The organism is Amycolatopsis sp. NPDC102389 (genome assembly GCF_044765885.1).
Classification (GTDB): Bacteria; Actinomycetota; Actinomycetes; order Mycobacteriales; family Pseudonocardiaceae; genus Amycolatopsis.
This window is the reverse complement of record NZ_JBIWKX010000028.1, coordinates 45,403-62,171: the sequence shown is the minus strand read 5'-3', so window position 1 is coordinate 62,171 and position 16,769 is coordinate 45,403. Positions and strand designations below refer to the sequence as shown.

Annotated in this window: 7 protein-coding genes; all 7 read right to left on the bottom strand. The window is 71.8% G+C overall.

Annotated elements, in window-relative coordinates; all coding sequences use genetic code 11:
• Positions 1 to 594: 594 nt before the first annotated feature.
• Genes ACIRGA_RS23200 through ACIRGA_RS23170 form a run of 7 tightly spaced genes read right to left on the bottom strand, consistent with a single transcriptional unit; the run spans position 595 to position 16,742 of the window.
• On the bottom strand, positions 595 to 1,632 hold the full coding sequence (locus tag ACIRGA_RS23200) for a 3-deoxy-7-phosphoheptulonate synthase (protein WP_400944327.1): 1,038 nt from the start codon (positions 1,630 to 1,632) through the stop codon (positions 595 to 597).
• The gene (locus ACIRGA_RS23195) at positions 1,625 to 3,031 is read right to left on the bottom strand and encodes a DHA2 family efflux MFS transporter permease subunit (RefSeq protein WP_400944325.1); all 1,407 of its coding nucleotides are present in this window, start codon (positions 3,029 to 3,031) and stop codon (positions 1,625 to 1,627) included. Before ACIRGA_RS23195 ends, ACIRGA_RS23200 begins: the two co-directional genes overlap by 8 nt.
• A complete protein-coding gene (locus tag ACIRGA_RS23190; RefSeq protein ID WP_400944323.1) occupies positions 3,028 to 12,972 on the bottom strand; it encodes an amino acid adenylation domain-containing protein in 9,945 nt (3,314 codons plus the stop codon). Before ACIRGA_RS23190 ends, ACIRGA_RS23195 begins: the two co-directional genes overlap by 4 nt.
• Positions 12,966 to 13,742, bottom strand: coding sequence for an ABC transporter ATP-binding protein (locus tag ACIRGA_RS23185; protein ID WP_400944321.1), 777 nt, complete (start codon positions 13,740 to 13,742; stop codon positions 12,966 to 12,968). Before ACIRGA_RS23185 ends, ACIRGA_RS23190 begins: the two co-directional genes overlap by 7 nt.
• Positions 13,739 to 14,761 carry a FecCD family ABC transporter permease gene (locus tag ACIRGA_RS23180; RefSeq protein WP_400944319.1) on the bottom strand — a complete coding sequence of 341 codons (1,023 nt, stop codon included), beginning with the start codon at positions 14,759 to 14,761 and terminating at the stop codon, positions 13,739 to 13,741. Before ACIRGA_RS23180 ends, ACIRGA_RS23185 begins: the two co-directional genes overlap by 4 nt.
• Positions 14,758 to 15,741 carry a FecCD family ABC transporter permease gene (locus ACIRGA_RS23175; protein WP_400944317.1) on the bottom strand — a complete coding sequence of 328 codons (984 nt, stop codon included), beginning with the start codon at positions 15,739 to 15,741 and terminating at the stop codon, positions 14,758 to 14,760. Before ACIRGA_RS23175 ends, ACIRGA_RS23180 begins: the two co-directional genes overlap by 4 nt.
• The gene (locus ACIRGA_RS23170) at positions 15,738 to 16,742 is read right to left on the bottom strand and encodes an ABC transporter substrate-binding protein (RefSeq protein ID WP_400944315.1); all 1,005 of its coding nucleotides are present in this window, start codon (positions 16,740 to 16,742) and stop codon (positions 15,738 to 15,740) included. The genes ACIRGA_RS23175 and ACIRGA_RS23170 overlap by 4 nt, the downstream gene beginning before the upstream one ends.
• Positions 16,743 to 16,769: the final 27 nt, after the last annotated feature.

Sequence of the window (16,769 nt, the reverse complement as noted above, 5' to 3'; positions counted from 1 at the left end):
TTTTTTGGCGCCCCCCGGGGGGGGGGTTTGGTTTTGGTTTGGTTTCTAACCCCCCCCCCCCCCCCCCCCCCACCCCAGGGAAAACCGGTCATGCGAGCATCAAACGGGCATTCGGTCGCCGGCAACAGTCCCCTGTGGACGCTCAAGGTGCGGCAGTGCGCCGTCGGCGCCCGCGCCTCGCACCGAAGGCTCCTTTGCTCGCGGTCTCACCACGACACGGTTGACTTTCGGCTCAATAGAACGCTCTTTGCCACTCGCGACCCGCCCGCAACGCCGCACAAAGCACTCGAATCGGGCACTCGAACCTCGATCGTGTCCCTTATGGACAGTCAAGAAACGTGCAGGCCTCGTTGCGAGCCCGCTCTCGCCGCCAGAACCGGAATCGCCACCTGACCAGCGGCCATACGACTTTGCCGGGACCCTCGGCTGATCCGAGGGAAGAGGGCCTTCACGCGCTTTCAGGGGTACCTGGCGACGCTCACGTTCGGTCCGGCGGCGGCTAGTTCGCTGCTCCCAATGTGGCATTGGGGACGGTAGGCGTCCCCAATGCCACATTGGGAGCAGCATCGCGATCGAGGCCGAGCGGCGCCGGCGTCACCACTCGCGTGGCAGTCCCTTCCGCGGGTCGCTCAGCCGCCGCACCGCGCTCGCGCAGGCGAGCGACTCCAGCAGCGGAACCGTCCGGTACCACCCCAGACAGGCGTCCGTGATGCTCAGGTCGGGCCGCGGCGGTGTGGACCCGACGTCCTGCCTGCCGTCGGAGAGGTACGACTCGATCATCACCCCGGCCAGCGCGTCGTTGCCCGCCGAGATCTGGTCCGCCAGATCGGCGACGACCACGGGCTGGCGGTTGTGGTCCTTACCGCTGTTGCCGTGCGAGGCGTCGACGACGAGCCGGTGCGGCAGCCCGGCGGTGGTCAGCGCGTCGAGGGCGTCGGCGACCGCGTGGGCGTGGTGGTTCGGTTTCGGGCCACCGCGCAGGACGAGGTGCGCGTCCGGGTTCCCGGCGCTGCGCTGGATCCGCGGGCGCCCGTCGGCGGCGGCGCCCGGGAACACGTGCGGCAGCGCGGCCGCCCGGACCGCGGCCACGGCGGTGTCCAGCCGCCCGGACACGCAGTTCTTCATGCCCACCGGCATCGGCAGCCACGACGCCAGGTGCCGGTGCGGCTGGCTCGCGACGGTCCGCGCACCGATCGCGCCCCAGCTGATGGTGTCCGCGAAGTAGGGCGCCAGGAACGGGTCGACGAACTCGTACGCCAGCGGCAACCCGGTCGCGGCGGCGTCGTCCAGGAACCGCCGTCCTATCCGGACACCTGCCGCGAGATCGCCCTTGCCGTCCAGGGTCGGGTCGGGCACCAGGCCGGTCCAGCCCGCGACCGTCCTCGGTTTCTCCAGGTAGGCGCGCAGGACCACGACGAGGTCGTCCGCGAACCGTCGCGCCGCCTCGGCGAGCCGGTTCGCGTACTCGAGCGCGCCGTCGGTGTCGTGCACCGAACACGGACCCACGACGACGAGCAGCCGCGGGTCACGCCGCGCGAGGACGTCCGCGACGGTCGCGCGATGCCGCGTGATCTCCTCCGGCACGAACCCGGTCGTGACCACCTCGGCCGGGCTGGGCAGCTGGTCAAGCATCCGCGTGACCTCTCTTCTTGTCGGGGGCGGCCGCCCCGGCCCGGGGCAGCCGCGTCGCACCGGCCACCGCCACGACGGCGAGGCCGAGAACACACCAGAAGGCGTCGGCGAACGCGGCGGCGACATCCGGGCCGCGCGCGGCCAGCCGGGCCTGTAGCACCACGGCCAGCACCGCGGTGCCGATCGAGCCGCCGAGGGTGTTGAGCAGATTCAGCGCCCCGGCCGCGCGGGGCAGCCGGGCGGGTTCGACCCGGCGGTAGACGATCGTCATCACCGGCGCGCCGATCAGCGCCGCGCCGAAACCGCGCAGCAGCAAGGAAACCACGATGACCCAGTCCGGCAGGCCAAGCCCGAGCTGGGTGAAGGGCGCGGTGCCGAGGGCGACCAGCCCGATCCCGCTGAGCACCAGGGTGCGCGGCGAAATCCGGTCGACGAGCCGGTTCACCAGTACCGACCCGGCCGCCGCGCCGATGCCCTGCGGCACCAGCAGCAGACCGGTGTCCCAAGTGGACAGTCCGGGTCCGCGCTGGAGATAGAGCGGGAGCAGGAACATCGTGCCGAACACCGACGCGCCGAGCAGGACCAGCGCCAGCGCGGCGACCCCGAACGGCGGCCGCGTGAACAAGCGTGGATCCAGCAAGGGCGCTTCGGCGCGCAGACCGTGCCGCACGAACGCCGCCAGCATCGCGACGCCGAGCGCGACGGCGATCCCGGCGATCACCGGTGAACCCTGCTCGAACCACGTGAGTCCGAAGACCAGCACCGCGAGCCCCGGCGAAAGCAGCAGCGCGCCCCGGTAATCGAAGCGCTCGCCCTTGCCGCCGGGTTCGCCCGCCGGCACCCAGCGCCGCGCCAGGATCACCGCCACCACACCGACCGGGAGATTGACGTAGAACAGCCACGGCCAGTCGGCGACCGCGAGGATCGTGCCGCTCGCCAGCGGACCGAGCACCGGCGACAACAGCGGTACGAGGCCAACCACGCTGATCACGCGCCCGATCCTGTCCCGTCCGGCGGCCCGTGCGAGCAACGCCTGACCGGTCGGCGGCAGCAGGCCGCCCGCGAGTCCTTGCAGGACTCGGAACGCGATGAGCGCGGGCAGTGTCGGCGCCAGCGCGCACAACAGGGACGCCAGCAGGAACACGACGACGGCGGTGAGCCAGACGCGACGGCCGCCGAACCGGTCGGCGAGCCATCCGGACGCCGGCACCGCCGTGACCACGGCCAGCAGATACGCCGTCGTGACCCACTGGACTCCGGTGACCGGCGCGCCGAACTCGTCGGCGAGGGTGTCGACGCCGACCGAGACGATCGTGCTGTCCAAAGTGGCCATGAAGGTGCCGAGCACCAGCACGGCCGCCGTGCGCCACAGCGCGGCGTCGATCGGGCGGGCGGTCACCGCTCCCCCACGAACCCGGCGGCGTCGCCGTCGAACCAGGACGGCAGTTTCCGCAGGAATCCGACCAGATCGTCGGCCAGCGACCGGGCGTCTCGCGCGTACAGCACGCCTTCCCAGCCGTGCTCGCCGGGAACGACGGTGACGCTCACCGGATGGTGCGTGCGTTCGCGGAACCTCGTCCCGGTGACGGTCAGGCCGGGCGCGGGCTCGCGCAGCTTCGCCGGATCCACCGGGTAGTTCTCGAACACGAGCAGGCTGTCGAACAACCGCTCGCGGCCGGCGAGCGACGCGAGTTCGGGCAGGCCGATCCGGTGGTGCGCGGCCATCGCCTGTTGCCGTGCCTGCAAGTCGGCGAGTGCCTCGGCGACCGCCCCGGTGAATCGGGCGCGCACCGGAACGCTGTTCGCCAGGAGACCGATGATCTCCTCGACACCGTCCACATCGGACGTCCTATTCGAGGTCATCACCCCGAAACTGACATCGGGACGCCCGGCGCGAGAGGCGAGCACGGCCGCCCACGCACCCTGTAACAGCGTGTTGACGGTGAGTCCGCGCGACGAGCCCAACCTGGTCAGCTCCGCGACCAGCTGACCGTCCACAGTGAACAGAGCGGGATCGGCGGAGCCACCGGAACGCGGGAGGTGGTCGCCCTCGGGAAGGCCGTCGAGTTCCGCCCGCCAGGCCCGGACATCGGCGGAGTGATCGGCCGCGGCGAGCAGGCGGGTGTACCAGGTCGGCGGAATCGGCTCCGGCAACGGTTTTCCCGCGTACAGCGCGAACAGTTCACCCAGGATACGCGGCGCGGACCAGCCGTCGGACAGCAGATGGTGACTGGTCAGCACGAGCGTCTGGCTGCCCGGCCCGTGCCGCAGCACGGCGACCCGCCACAAAGGACCGTGCGCGAGGTCGAACGGCTCCGCGAGTTCCTCGTCCAGCGCGGTGTCCAAGTCGGATACTTCGCGGACGCGGAACCCATCCCGGGGTTCAGCGGGGATCACCTGGACCTCGTGCGACGGCGGGAACACCGCGCCCAGGTTCGGCTGCCGTCGCACCAGCGCGGCCGCCGCCGCCCGCAATGCCTCGACATCGAGATCACCGGACAACGTGAACGCGGCCTGCACCGGATACGGATCTTCTTCCGCCGCCCGGGACTCGCGCAGGATCACCTCCTGCAACGGGGTCAGCGGCATGATCTCGCCGGGTCCAGGCACGTCGGCGGCGAGCGCGTCCAGCTCACGCCGGAAGTGCTCGCCCAGCACGGTGATCTCGTCTTCGGTGAACAGCGCGGACGGCCAGGTGAAGCGGACGCCGAGTGTGCCGCCGTCGAGAACCATCGCGTTCACCGTCAGCGCGTACGGCAACGGCATCTCCGCACCGCCACCCGAACCGAGCGGATCGGCGTCCGGCGGCCGCTGCCACAACGTCTCCTCGACCGGCGCCGCGGGGAACCGGCCGAGATAGTTCCAGGCCACCTCCGGCCGTGGGCCGTCGACCTCGAGAATCCCGTGTCCGAGCCCATCGCCTGCCGCCCGCAGATGGTCGCGCACGGCCCGCAACGCGTCCGGGAGCGGTCCGGCGGGCGGGGTGATCCGCGCCGGATGCACGGCGGTGAACCAGCCGGCCGTCTGTGCCAGATCGACCGTGTCCGTGAAGTCCGGTGTGTGTCCTGGCCTTCCGTGGCTTTCGACGGCGACGACCAGATCGGCATCGGTCCCGCGCCAGGCGGCGACGGCGCGGGCGAGCGCGGTCAGCAGCACGGTGTCGGGGCCGGTGCGGTAGGCCGTGGACAGCGCGGTGAGCACGGCGTGGGTGGTGTCCTCGCCGAGGTCGATCCGGTGGTGCCGCGCGGTCGCCACGGTGTCGCGCGCGGGATCGAGCCGGGTCCGGCCGAGTGTGGTCACCGGCGCCGCGGCGACACCCTGCCAGTACCGCATTTCGTCCTCTCGATGCGGCGCGGCGGCACGCAACGACCGCGCCCAGCCCAGGAACGACTGCCCGCGCCGGTGCAGGGTATTGCCATGGAAGGCCTGTTCGACGTCGTCGAGCAGCACGCGCCAGGTCACCGCGTCGGCGACCAAGTGGTGCGCCACCAGCAGCAAACGTCCGGGACGATCACCGGCGTCCACCAGCACCGCCCGCAGGAGCGGTCCGGTGCGCGGGTCCATCGTGGCGACGATCCGCTCGACCTGCGCGTCCAGCGCCGCGCGCGGATCACCGGAAACGCGGACGGCCGTGAGCACGTCCCCACCGGTCACGGCGCCGACGTCCGGAATACGCAGCGCGTCCTCGACCAGGTGCGCGCGAAGGACGTCGTGGCGGGCGAGAACGGCGTCGAGTACCGCGGTCCAGCGAGGGACATCGTCCACCGAAGGCACGCAGATCTCGGTCCACTGGCAGAACCCGTCTGCCGCCTTTCCCGCGCGCCGCAGCAGATCCCGCATGATCGGCGTGAGCGGGGCGTCACCGACCGCGTGGGCTTCCTCGGCCCGTTCGGGTTCACCACAGCGCGCGGCGATCCCGGCGACCGTGCCGCCTTCGAGGACGTCCCGCGCGGTCAGGTGCAGTCCTTCACGGCGGGCACGGGAGACCACCCGCAGCGACGCGATGCTGTCCCCGCCCGCGTCCAGGAACCCGTCGTCCAGGCCGACGTCAGGACCGAGCAGCTCACGCACCACCCGCAGCAGCACCGCTTCCGCCGGGGTGGCTGGTTCCCGGCCACCGTCGGAACGGGCTTCCAGCGCGGGCAGCGCGGCTCGGTCCAGCTTGCCGCTCGGGCCGAGCGGAAGCCGGTCCAGCGGCACGAACGCGGTCGGCACCATGTACGCGGGCAACTCCGCGGCGAGGTATTCGCGCAGTTCGGCTGGGTCGGGTTCGGCTCCGTCCACGGGGACGACGTAGGCGACCAGCCGGTCCTCGCGGACGATCACCGCGGCGGCGCGCACGTCGTCGTGCGCCGTCAGCGCGGTCTCGATCTCGCCGAGTTCGATCCGGAATCCGCGCAGTTTGACCTGGTGGTCGGCGCGGCCGAGGAAGACGATCTGCCCGTCCGGCCGCCAGCGGACCAGGTCCCCGGTGCGATACATCCGCTCCCCCGGCGGGCCGAACGGGTCGGCGACGAACCGTTCGGCGGTGAGAGCCGCCCGGCCGACATAGCCCTGCGCGAGCTTCGGCCCGGCCAGGTACAGCTCGCCGGTGACGTTCGTCCCGACCGGGAGCAGCCCGCCGTCGAGCACGTACGCGCGGACCTCCGGGTCCGGGCGGCCGATCGGCAGCGGACCGGGATCGGCCGGGTCGTAATGCCAGGTGACCGAGTTGATGGTGACCTCGGTCGGCCCGTAGGCGTTGAACAGCGCGCGCCGGTTCCCCCAGCGCCGCGCCAGTTCCGGGTCGAGCCGTTCGGCGCCGACGACGAAGAACACGTCCGGGTCGACGGTCGCGTCGTCGGGCATCGCGGAGAGGAACGAAGGCAGCAGGTTGAGCCCGGTGACACGGTGTTCGGCGGCGTAGGCCAGCAGGTCGTCGCCCGAGACCCGCACCTCCTCCGGCGCGATCACCGAGGTGCCGCCGGACAGCAACGGCAGCATGAACTGCCAGAACGCGACGTCGAAACTCGTCGAGGCGAAATGCAGGTACCTCTCGGCGGTCCCGATCCCGACGATGTCCTCCTGCAGCGCGATCAGGCTCGGGACGCCGCGATGCGGTACCGCCACGCCTTTCGGTTTGCCGGTGGTGCCGGAGGTGTAGATGACGTAGGCGATCGCGTCTTCACACGACGGCACGGCCGGGTCCGAGTCCTCAGTGGACAGTTCGGCCGGGTCGATCACCGGGAGGCCTTCGACGTCCGAAGTGGACACGACGGCCGCGGGCCGGATGTCGCCCAGCATGTAGGCCAGCCGGTCCGCCGGGTAGTCCGGGTCCATCGGCACGTGCACCGCACCGGCCTTGATCACGCCGAACAGCGCGACCACGAGGTCGACGTCGCGGCGCAGCAGGACCGCGACCGGATCCTGCGGTTTCACCCCGGCGTCGATCAGGGTGTTCGCGAGCCGGTTGGCGCGGCGGTCCAGTTCGGCGTAGGTCAGGCTCCGGTCGCGGCACACGACGGCTTCGGCGTCCGGGGTCTCCCGGACCCAGCGCCCGAACTCCGCCAGCATGCCGCCGCGTTCGCGCTTCGGTTCGGGTCCTTCGCCGAGCCGCAGCATCGCGCGTTCTTCCTCAGCGTCGAGCGCCCGCAGCCGGGAGACCGGCCGCGCCGGATCGCTGACGATCTCGTGCAGTACCGCGCGCAGCCAGCGGCCGTAGGACTCGGCCTCTTCGCGAGTGAACGCCTGGGGTTGATAGCCGAGGCCGACGGTGAACTCGTCGCCCGGCAGCACGATCACCGTGAGCGGGTAGTGCGTCGCGTCGGTGATGTCGACCCCGACGAGGTCGAGGCCGGGCGCCAGCGTGGTGCGGGCGCGGCTGGAGAGCGGGAAGTTCTCCATCACCAGCATGGTGTCGAACAGGTCGCCGACGCCGGCCGCGCGCTGGATGTCCGGCAGCCCGGCGTGATGGTGGTCGGTGAGCCGGACGCTTTCGGTGTGCACACGCTCCAGCACGGTGGCCGCGGTGTCGGCGGCGTCGAACCGCACGCGCACCGGGATCGTACTGCCGAGCTGGCCGATCATCCGCTCGACGCCGGGGACGTCGGCCGGGCGCCCGGAGACCGGGCAGCCGAAGACCACGTCGCGACGCCCGGTCAGCCTGGCGAGCAGCACACCCCAGGCGGTCTGGAACACCGTCGTCGGGGTGATCCCGCGTTCACGGGCGAAGCCGCGCAGCCGCTCGCTGAACTCGCCGCCCAGTTCCACGGTGACCCGCTCCGGACGCTCCACAGTGGACTCGACACTCGCCGGGGCGAGCCGGGTTCCTTCGTCCAATCCGGACAGTGCCTCGCGCCATGCCTCCAGTGCCGCGTCCGGGTCGCGTTCGCCGAGCACGCGGTGGTACTCCGAGAGCGGCGGCGCGACCGGGGCCGCCGGGCCGCCGCCGAGTTCGGCGTAGGTGGCCAGCAGGGTGCGGCCGACCAGCGGCATCGACCAGCCGTCGAGCAGCGCGTGGTGGTTGGTGAGCACCAGGCGGTGCTCGTCCGGGCCGAGGGTCAGCAGCAGGAAGCGGATCAGCGGCGGGGTGGCCGGGTCGAACGGCCGCGCGAGTTCGGCGCGGCATTCGTCCGCGACCTGCTCCGGTGACACGTTCGCGTGCCGCCAGTCCAGCGTGACCTCGGCGGGCACCACCTGGACGACCTCGCCCGCGTCGGTGGTGTGCAGGTGAACGCGCAAGGCGGGGTGCCGCCGCAGCACCTCGGCCGCGGCCTCGCGCATGCGGACGGCGTCGAGCGCCCCGCTGAGCAAGGTGACGGCCTGCACCACGTAGACGTCGGTATCTTCGGTGCCGCGTGCCAAGGTGTGGAAGGAAAGCCCGGTCTGCAACGGGGTCGCGGGCAGGACGTCCTCGACCCGCCCGAGGCGTTCGAGCGTGTCGATTTCGGCCTGATCGAGGTGGACCAGCGGCAGATCCGACGGCGTGAGCCCGCCGCCGTCCGGACCGATCCGGGCGGCGTGCGCGGCCATCGCCTCCAGCGCTCGCGACCACGCTTCTTGAAGCGCCGCAACGCTTTCCTCGTCGAGCACCTCGCCGGCGGCGGTCCATTCGACCGCGAGCCGGGGACGGCCGTCCTCGCGCACGAAGCAGTTCAGCGCCAGTACCTGTTCCAATGACTTGGCGTCCGGTTCGGTGACCGCGAACGGGTCTTCCTCCGGCAGCCGCCAGCCGGTGCCGGGCAGCGCCGCGAACCGGCCGAGGTAGTTCAGGACGACGTCCGGCGGCGGGACGGCGGCGAGTTCGCCCCGGGTGAGCGGGTCGAGGTACCGCAGGACGCCGAAGCCGACACCGTTGTCCGGGATGGCACGTTTGGCCTCTTTGACGGCCCGCAGCAGCTTTCCGGCCGCCTCACCGCCGTCGAGCGCGCTGTCGAAGTCCGTGGTCGCGGCTACCGCTCCGGCCGGTACGCGCAAGGGATGTTCGGCGGTGAACCAGCCGACGGTGCGCGAGAGGTCCAGGCCGTCCTGATCCCGGCCGTGTCCTTCGAGGGACACAGTTTCGGCCTCGACCGAAGCACCTCGCCACGCTCGGAGAGCGAGCACGAGCGCGGCGAGCAGGACGTCGTCCGGTCCGGCGCGGTAGGCCGCGGGCAGGCCGTTGAGCACCGCGTCGGTCTGCTCGGGTGAAGCGAGCGTGACCGAACGCCGCGCGGTCGCGACCGTGTCGGCGGCGCGGTCGAGCGGCCGGTGGCCGAGACGCGGGCCGTCGAGAGCGTCGCGCCAGTGTTCGAGTTCGCCGCGCCGGGCACCCGATTTCCCTTGCTCCGCAAGAAGAAGCGCGTGCCGTCGCCACGACGTCCCGACCGGTTCGAGCGGTTCACCGGCACAGGCCGCACGCAGATCCGGCAGGAGGATCCGCCAGGAGACACCGTCGATCGCCAGGTGGTGGAGCACGATGACGACGTGATCCGGCAGCAACGCGACCTTGAGCACGCCAGCTCGGAGATCGAGGGACTCCGCGAGTTTCGCCGCGACCTCGGCCGGTTCGCCGGTCGTCTCGATGACGACGTCGGACGCCCTCACCGCGCCGCGTTCCCGGACCCGCATTTCGTCCTCTAAATGCAGGCGGAGGACGTCGTGATGGTCCAGGAGCGTTTGCACGCCTTCGGTCAGCAGAGCGGGCGGAAGGTCCTCGTCGAGCCGGATCGCGGTCCATTGGGTGTAACCGGCGATCGCCGTGACGTCCGGATGCGGGTCGAGCAGGGCGCGGACGATCGGCGGAGCGGGCACCTCACCGGTGGGTTCATCCGGCGCGGCCGGGCCGCCGATCTCCGCGCTCGCCGCGGCCAGCGCCTCGAAGCTGCGGCGGGCCAGCAGATCACGCGGCCGCAGGTCGAGGCCGTGCGCGCGCAGCCTGCTGCTGACGCTGATCGCGGTGATGCTGTCGCCGCCCAGCGCGAAGAAGTCGTCGTCGACGGCGACCTCGTCGACGCCGATCACCTCGGCGATGGTCGCGCACAGCAGCCGTTCGCGTTCGGTGGCCGCGGCGCGCCCGGCCGCCGCGCGCGGGGCGGGCAGCGCGGCTCGGTCGATCTTCCCGTTGGGAGTCAACGGAAGCGTGTCGAGGACGACCACCGCGGCGGGCACGAGATGTTCCGGCACCCACCCGGCGAGTTCGGCGCGGACCTCGTCCGGGACGACCTCGCCGACGACGTAGCCGACGAGCCGCGGTCCGCGCACGGCGGCGGCGGCCGCTCGCACTCCGGGAACGGCGGCGAGCGCGGCCTCGACCTCGCCGAGTTCGACGCGGTGGCCGCGCACCTTCACCTGCCCGTCGCGGCGGCCCAGGTACTCCAGCCCCCGCCCGGGTACCCAGCGGGCGAGGTCCCCGGTGCGGTACATGCGGTCGCCGGGCGCCCCGAACGGATCGGCGACGAACCGCTCGGCGGTCGCGCCGGGACGCCCGAGATAACCGCGCGCCAGATGCGGTCCCGCGAGGTACAGCTCGCCCGGGGTTCCGGCGGGCGCCGGACGCATCGCGGCGTCGAGCACCCGGACCGCCGTGCCCGGTACCGCGGTGCCGATCGTCGGCTCCCCGTCGTCGAGCCAGGATCCGGCACCGTCCACAGTGGCCTCGGTCGGGCCGTACATGTTGCGGGCGCGGACACCGGACTCGGCGACGCGGCGCCACAGCGCGGGCGGCGTCGCCTCTCCGCCGAGGACGAGCAGCGCGGGCGGGGCGGGGCCGTCGAGCAGCCCGGCGTCGATCAGCGGCGCGGCCATCGAAGGCGTGGTGTCGACGACGTCGATCCGGTCGCGGGCGAACGCGGCCAGCAGTTCGTCGGCGTCCCGGGCGACGTCGGTGCCGTAGACGTGGAGTTCGTGCCCGAACAGCAGCCACATCAGCTGGTCGAGCGCGGAGTCGAAGGCGAACGAGTAGGTGTGGGCGACGCGTAGCCGCCTGCCCGCGGCGCGTTCGGTCTCGGCCACCGTGGTCGCGCGGTGATGGCGCAGCAGGGTCGCGAGCCCGCCGACCCGGCCGAGGACACCCTTGGGGCGACCGGTGGAGCCGGAGGTGAAGATGACGTAGGCGAGATGTTCCGGATGACGCGGAACATCCAGGGGCGAAGAGTCCAGAGTGGACAGATCAGTGCCGCCGAGCAGCAAGTGGGGTCCCGGCACGATTTCCGGATCGTGAGTCACCGTGAGCACCGCACCGGCTTCGGCGGCGAGTTCCCGCAAGCGCTCGACGGGATGCGCGAGATCCAGCGGCAGGAAGGCGGCCCCGGCGTCGAGCACCGCCAGCAGGGCGACGACGAGATCCGCGGACCGCGGCAGGGCCAGCGCGACGACGTCGTCGGCTCCGACGCCGCGACCACGCAGCACCCGGGCGAGGCGGTGTACACGCGTGACGAGTTCGCCTGCGGTCAGCCGTTCGTCGCCGAAGACCAAAGCGGTCTGACCTGGGTCAAGCCGGGCGATAAGTTCAGGTACACCAAGGAGTTCTGAGGACGGAGCGGGCGTGGACCACGCCGCCAGCAGGGTGTCCCGCTCCCCCGGCGGCACCAGATCCGCACCGGCGACCACCGGGCCGCCCGGTTCGGTCAGCGCGGTGATCAGGCAGCGCAACGCGGTCAGCTTGGCGTCGACGGCGGCTTGGTCGTGTGTGCGCGCGTCGACCTCGAAGCCGAGCAGCAGCCCACCGTCCGAGGTCGGGAGCACGGACAGGCCCATGTCCTCGGGCGGCCCGCCCGCGACGTTGCGCATGGTGCCGCGCGAGCCCGCGAAGTCGAGCTTCAGGTCGAACGCCTTGAGGTTGATGCCGCGGCCGTGCAGCAGCGCCCCGGCGCCGGGCACCGCCAGATCCTGGGGCAGGTCCTCACCGCGGTACCGCTGGTGGGTGCGCATTTCCTTGAGCGCACCCGCGACCCGTGCGGTCAGCTCGGCCCCCGAGTCCTGTGGGAACACCGAAACCCGCAGCGGCAGCACGTTGACCGCCATCGCCGGGGTCCGCAGCGCCGCCCCTTCGCGGCACATCAACGGCATCGCGAACACGACGTCGGTCCAGCCGAGCACGCGGTGCAGGAAGGCGGCGTAGCAGGCGATCAGCGCGTCGCCCCACGTCGTCCCGGCGCGTTTGCCCAGCTCGCGCAACCGGGCCACGTCCGAAGCGGGCAGGACGGATCGGGCGGTCACCGTGTTTCCGGGAGGCCCCGACGCGCTGCCGCCGTCGTCGATATCCGGCAACGGCGTGAACCGCTCGCGCCAGTACTCGCGGTCCTGGTGGAACCGGTAACTGGTGCGGTACTCGCGATCGGCCTCGACGAGATCGGCGAACCGTGCGAACGTCGAAGGCGGCACTTCCTTGCCCTGGACCGAAGCGGTGTAGTGCGCGGCCGTCCGACGGGCGAGCATCGCCGCGGTGTAACCGTCGAACACGAGGTGGTGCCCGAGCTGGGTGAACCACACGTGCGAATCGGAAAGCCGCAGCACGAGATGGGCGAACAACGGCCGGTCCACCATGCCGCGGCAGGCCTCGGCGACGCGGCGTCGTTCGGCCTCGACCCGCGCGTGCGCGGCGGCCACCGGATCGGCCTCACCGCGGAGATCCACGACCTCGGGAGACGGCACCGCGTCGTCCGACACCACCTGACGAGGCCCGTCCGCCGTCTCGAAGACGCGCAGCCGCAGGCTGTCCGCCTCCTCGGCGGTCGCCCGGATCGCCTCGGTCAGCACGTCGACATCGACCGGCTTCTCGCCGACGATTTCGATGACATCACCGACGACGTAGTAAGGCGAGTCCGGTTCGAGGCGCTGCGCGGTCCAGATGCCCAGCTGGGCACCAGTCAGGTTCAGCATGAGGGCACCACCATCGGGGTTCCGGTCACCGGGTCGGGCACGACGACGCTGGGGAGATCGAAAACCTCCTTCATCAGCTCCGCGTCGACGATGTCGGACGGCGCGCCCTCGGCGACGATCCGGCCGTCCCTCAACGCGACGAGGTGATCGGCGTAGCGACAGGCCTGGTTGATGTCGTGCAGGACGGCGATCACCGTGCGGCCCTCGTCGCGCAGGCGCGCCAGCAACCCCAGCAGCTGGTACTGGTGCGCGATGTCGAGGAACGACGTCGGCTCGTCCAGCAGCAGGTACGGCGTCTTCTGCGCCAGCACCAGCGCCACCCACACGCGCTGCCGCTGCCCGCCCGAAAGCTCCTGCACCGGCCGGTCGGCCAGCCCCGCCACCCCGGCCGCGGTCATCGCCTCGATCACCGCGCGTTCGTCCTCTTCGGACCAGGTGGCGAACAGCGACTGGTGCGGGAACCGGCCGCGCGCGACCAGCTGCCGGACACGGACGTCCTCCGGCGCCACCGGATCCTGCGGCAGGAACCCGAGTTCCCGTGCCAAACCCTTGCCGTGGAAGGAGCCGACGTCCTTGCCGTCGAGCAGGACCTCGCCGTCCGCCGGACGCAGCAGCCGGACGAACGCGCGCAGCAAGGTCGACTTGCCACACGCGTTCGGTCCGACGACGGCGGTGAACGCGCGGTCGGGCACGTCGAGGCTCAGCCGGGTCGACACGACCCGGTCGCCGTAGCGCAGGGTCAGTTCCCGAGCGGTCAAGCGGGCACTCATGTGCGCCGAACCTCCTTGGTGAGCAGCCAGATCAGGTAGCCGCCGCCGATCACGGTGCTGACCACACCGACCGGCAGCGCTTCCGGCGCGAGCAGCATCTGGGCGGCCAGGTCGGCGGCGGTCAGCAGCACGGCGCCGGTGAGGGCGGCGGGCAGCAGCGCGATACCGGGCGTGCGGGCCAGCCGACGCCCGATCTGCGGGGCTGCCAGCGCGATGAACGCGATCGGTCCGGCGACGGCGGTGACCGTGGCCGTGCAGCCGACCCCGATCAGCACCAGCACCAGCCGCAGCCGGTCCCAGCGCACGCCGGTGGTGACCGCCAGCGCGCCGCCGAGCGCGGCCTGGTGCAACGCCGGCGCCTGGGTGAACAGCACGCCGAACAGCACCGCGAGCACCCCGAACGGAATGGCGACGTCGTCCCAGCCGATCCCGTTGAGGGAACCGGCGTTCCAGCCGACGGCCGCGATCGCGATCTCGAGTTCGGCGCGCAGCACGATCCACGAGTTGAGCGCGGTCAGCATCGCGTTGATCGCGATCCCGATGACGATCAGCCGCAGCCCGGACAGGCCGCCGCCGAGCGACAGCGCGTACACGATCGCCGCCGTGATCACGCCGCCGAGCACCGAACCGACGGTCAGCTGCGTCGACGTCCCCGAAAGGACGGTGATCGCGAACAGCGCGCCGGTGTAGGCACCGGCGTCGAGGCCGATCACGTCCGGGCTGCCGAGCGGGTTGCGGGTGACGTTCTGGAAGATCGCGCCCGCCAGGCCGAGCGCGGCGCCGAACACCAGCCCGGCCAGTACGCGCGGCAGGCGCCATTCGCGGATGACCACGCCCGGCCCGCCACCGGATCCGGTGAGCGCGGCGAACACGCGGGCGGGACTCGCCCACGCCGCGCCGTAACAGAGACCGAGCAGCGTCAGCCCGGCGATGACCACGAGCATCGCCACGAAAAACCAGAGGGTGCGGCGTTCGAGCCGAGCGGAGAACCGCCCCCGCCGCAGGACGAGTGTGCTCACAGTGGCGCCGCCCCGTATTTCCGGACGGCCCAGATCAGCACCGGCCCGCCGAGGAACGCGGTCACGATCGCGACCGGGACCTCGCCGGTCGGCAGCAGGACGCGGGAGCCGACGTCCGCTGCCAGCATGAGAACCGGGCCGACCAGCGCGGCGAACGCGATCAGCCACGGGATCGACGCGCCGGCCACCCGCCGGGCCAGATGCGGCACGATCAGCCCGACGAACAGGATCGGCCCGGCCAGCGCGGTGGCCGCACCCGCCATCAGCGTGATCAGCAGCAGCGTGATCGTCCGGACGCGGGCGACGTTCGCGCCGAGCGTATGCGCGACCGTCTCGCCGAGCGCGATCGCGTTCAGCTGACGGCTCACCGCGAAGGCGCCCAGCAGGGACAAGCCGATGATGATCAACGGGACCGTCGTCGGCGCCTGTTCCCGGCCGGCCAGCGAACCCACCGACCAGAACCGGTAGACGTCGAAGGTCTCCGGGAACAGCAGCCGCAGGCCGAGGGTGAGCCCCAGCAGCACGGCGCTCAGCGCGGTCCCGGCGAGCACCAGCCGCAGCGGCGACTTGCTGCCGACCGCGTACACCAGCGCCGAAGCGCCGAGCGCGCCCAGCACCGCCAGGCCCAGTTCGGCGGGCGCCGACGCGGCGAGGCCGAACGACGAACCGACCGCGATGGCGAACCCGGCCCCGGCGGTCACGCCGAGTACACCGGGTTCGGCCAAAGCGTTGCGCGACAAGGCCTGCACGAGCACGCCGCCGACGGCGAGCGCCGCGCCGACCCCGATCGCCAGCACCGCCCTCGGCATCCGGATGTCCAGGACCACCGCCCGGTCACTCGGATCGCCCTCGCCCAGCAGGGCGCGCACGACCTCGCCCGGGGCGATGGCGTGCGCGCCGATGCCGACGCTCAGCACGGCGACCAGGACGAGCCCGAGCAGTGCGGCGCCGAGCAGCGCGGACCGCCCGGTGGTGGTCACTGCTTGAGCAGCGGCGCGAACGCCTGGTCGACGGCGTCCAAAGTGGACGTCGCGGCCCGGTAGGTGGCGGCCTCGGTGAAGCGGAACGGGTAGACCTTGCCCGCCTTCACCGCGGGGAGTTCCTTCCACAGCGGCGAGTCGAGGACGTACTTGACCGGCGCGGGCACGGAACCGTCGGCGCTGACCGAGTACGTGATCGCGTCGGCCTCGGCGAACGCCGTCGGCAGCTCTTCGATCGACGGGTACTCGCTGACGTCCTTGGAGCCGCCGCCCTTGACCTTGACCTGGCCGTAGTAGGTGGCGCCGAGGTCCTGCGCGATGTTGGTGCCCCAGGAACCGTTGAACTCACGCTGGAAGTTGCCCTTGGCGACCTCGCCGTAGGCACCGACGTGCCCCAGCTTCAGCTGCGGCACCACGGCCTTGTACTTCTCGGCCAGCGCCTTGGCCTTGGTGTCGTACGCGGACTTGAGCGCGTCGAACCCGGCGGCCGCGCCGGCGGCGTCGGCCTGCTTGCGGGACAGCTCACGCCACATCGACGGCACCGACGGGCCGATCGCCACGACCGGCGCGATCGCTTCGAGCCGCTTGATATCGATGTCGGCGAGCACCGGCTTCGGCACGCCGATGACGATGAGGTCCGGATCCGCCTGCGCGATCGCCTCGTAGTTCGTCTCCGCCGCCGACTCGCCCGCGACCTTCGCCAGCTCGTCGTACTTCTTGCGCTCCTGCTCGTTGAACAGCGGGATCCCGCGCTTCCAGCTGGACACCCCGACCAGGGGCGCGCCCGCTTCGAGCAGGGCGGGGACCGCGTAGCCGGTGGCGATGACCCGCTTCGGCGAGACCGGGATGGTGATCTGGCCGTTGTCGGCGGCGAACACCCGGGTCTGACCGCCGTCGGCGGCCTTGCCGCCATCGCCGGAACCGCAGGCGGTGGCCGCGGTCGCGACCGTCAGCGCGAGCGCGATCGCTCCGGCGAGGCGTCGGGTTCTGGTGGTGCGCATGGATTTCCTCGTTCTTCTTGGTGGGGA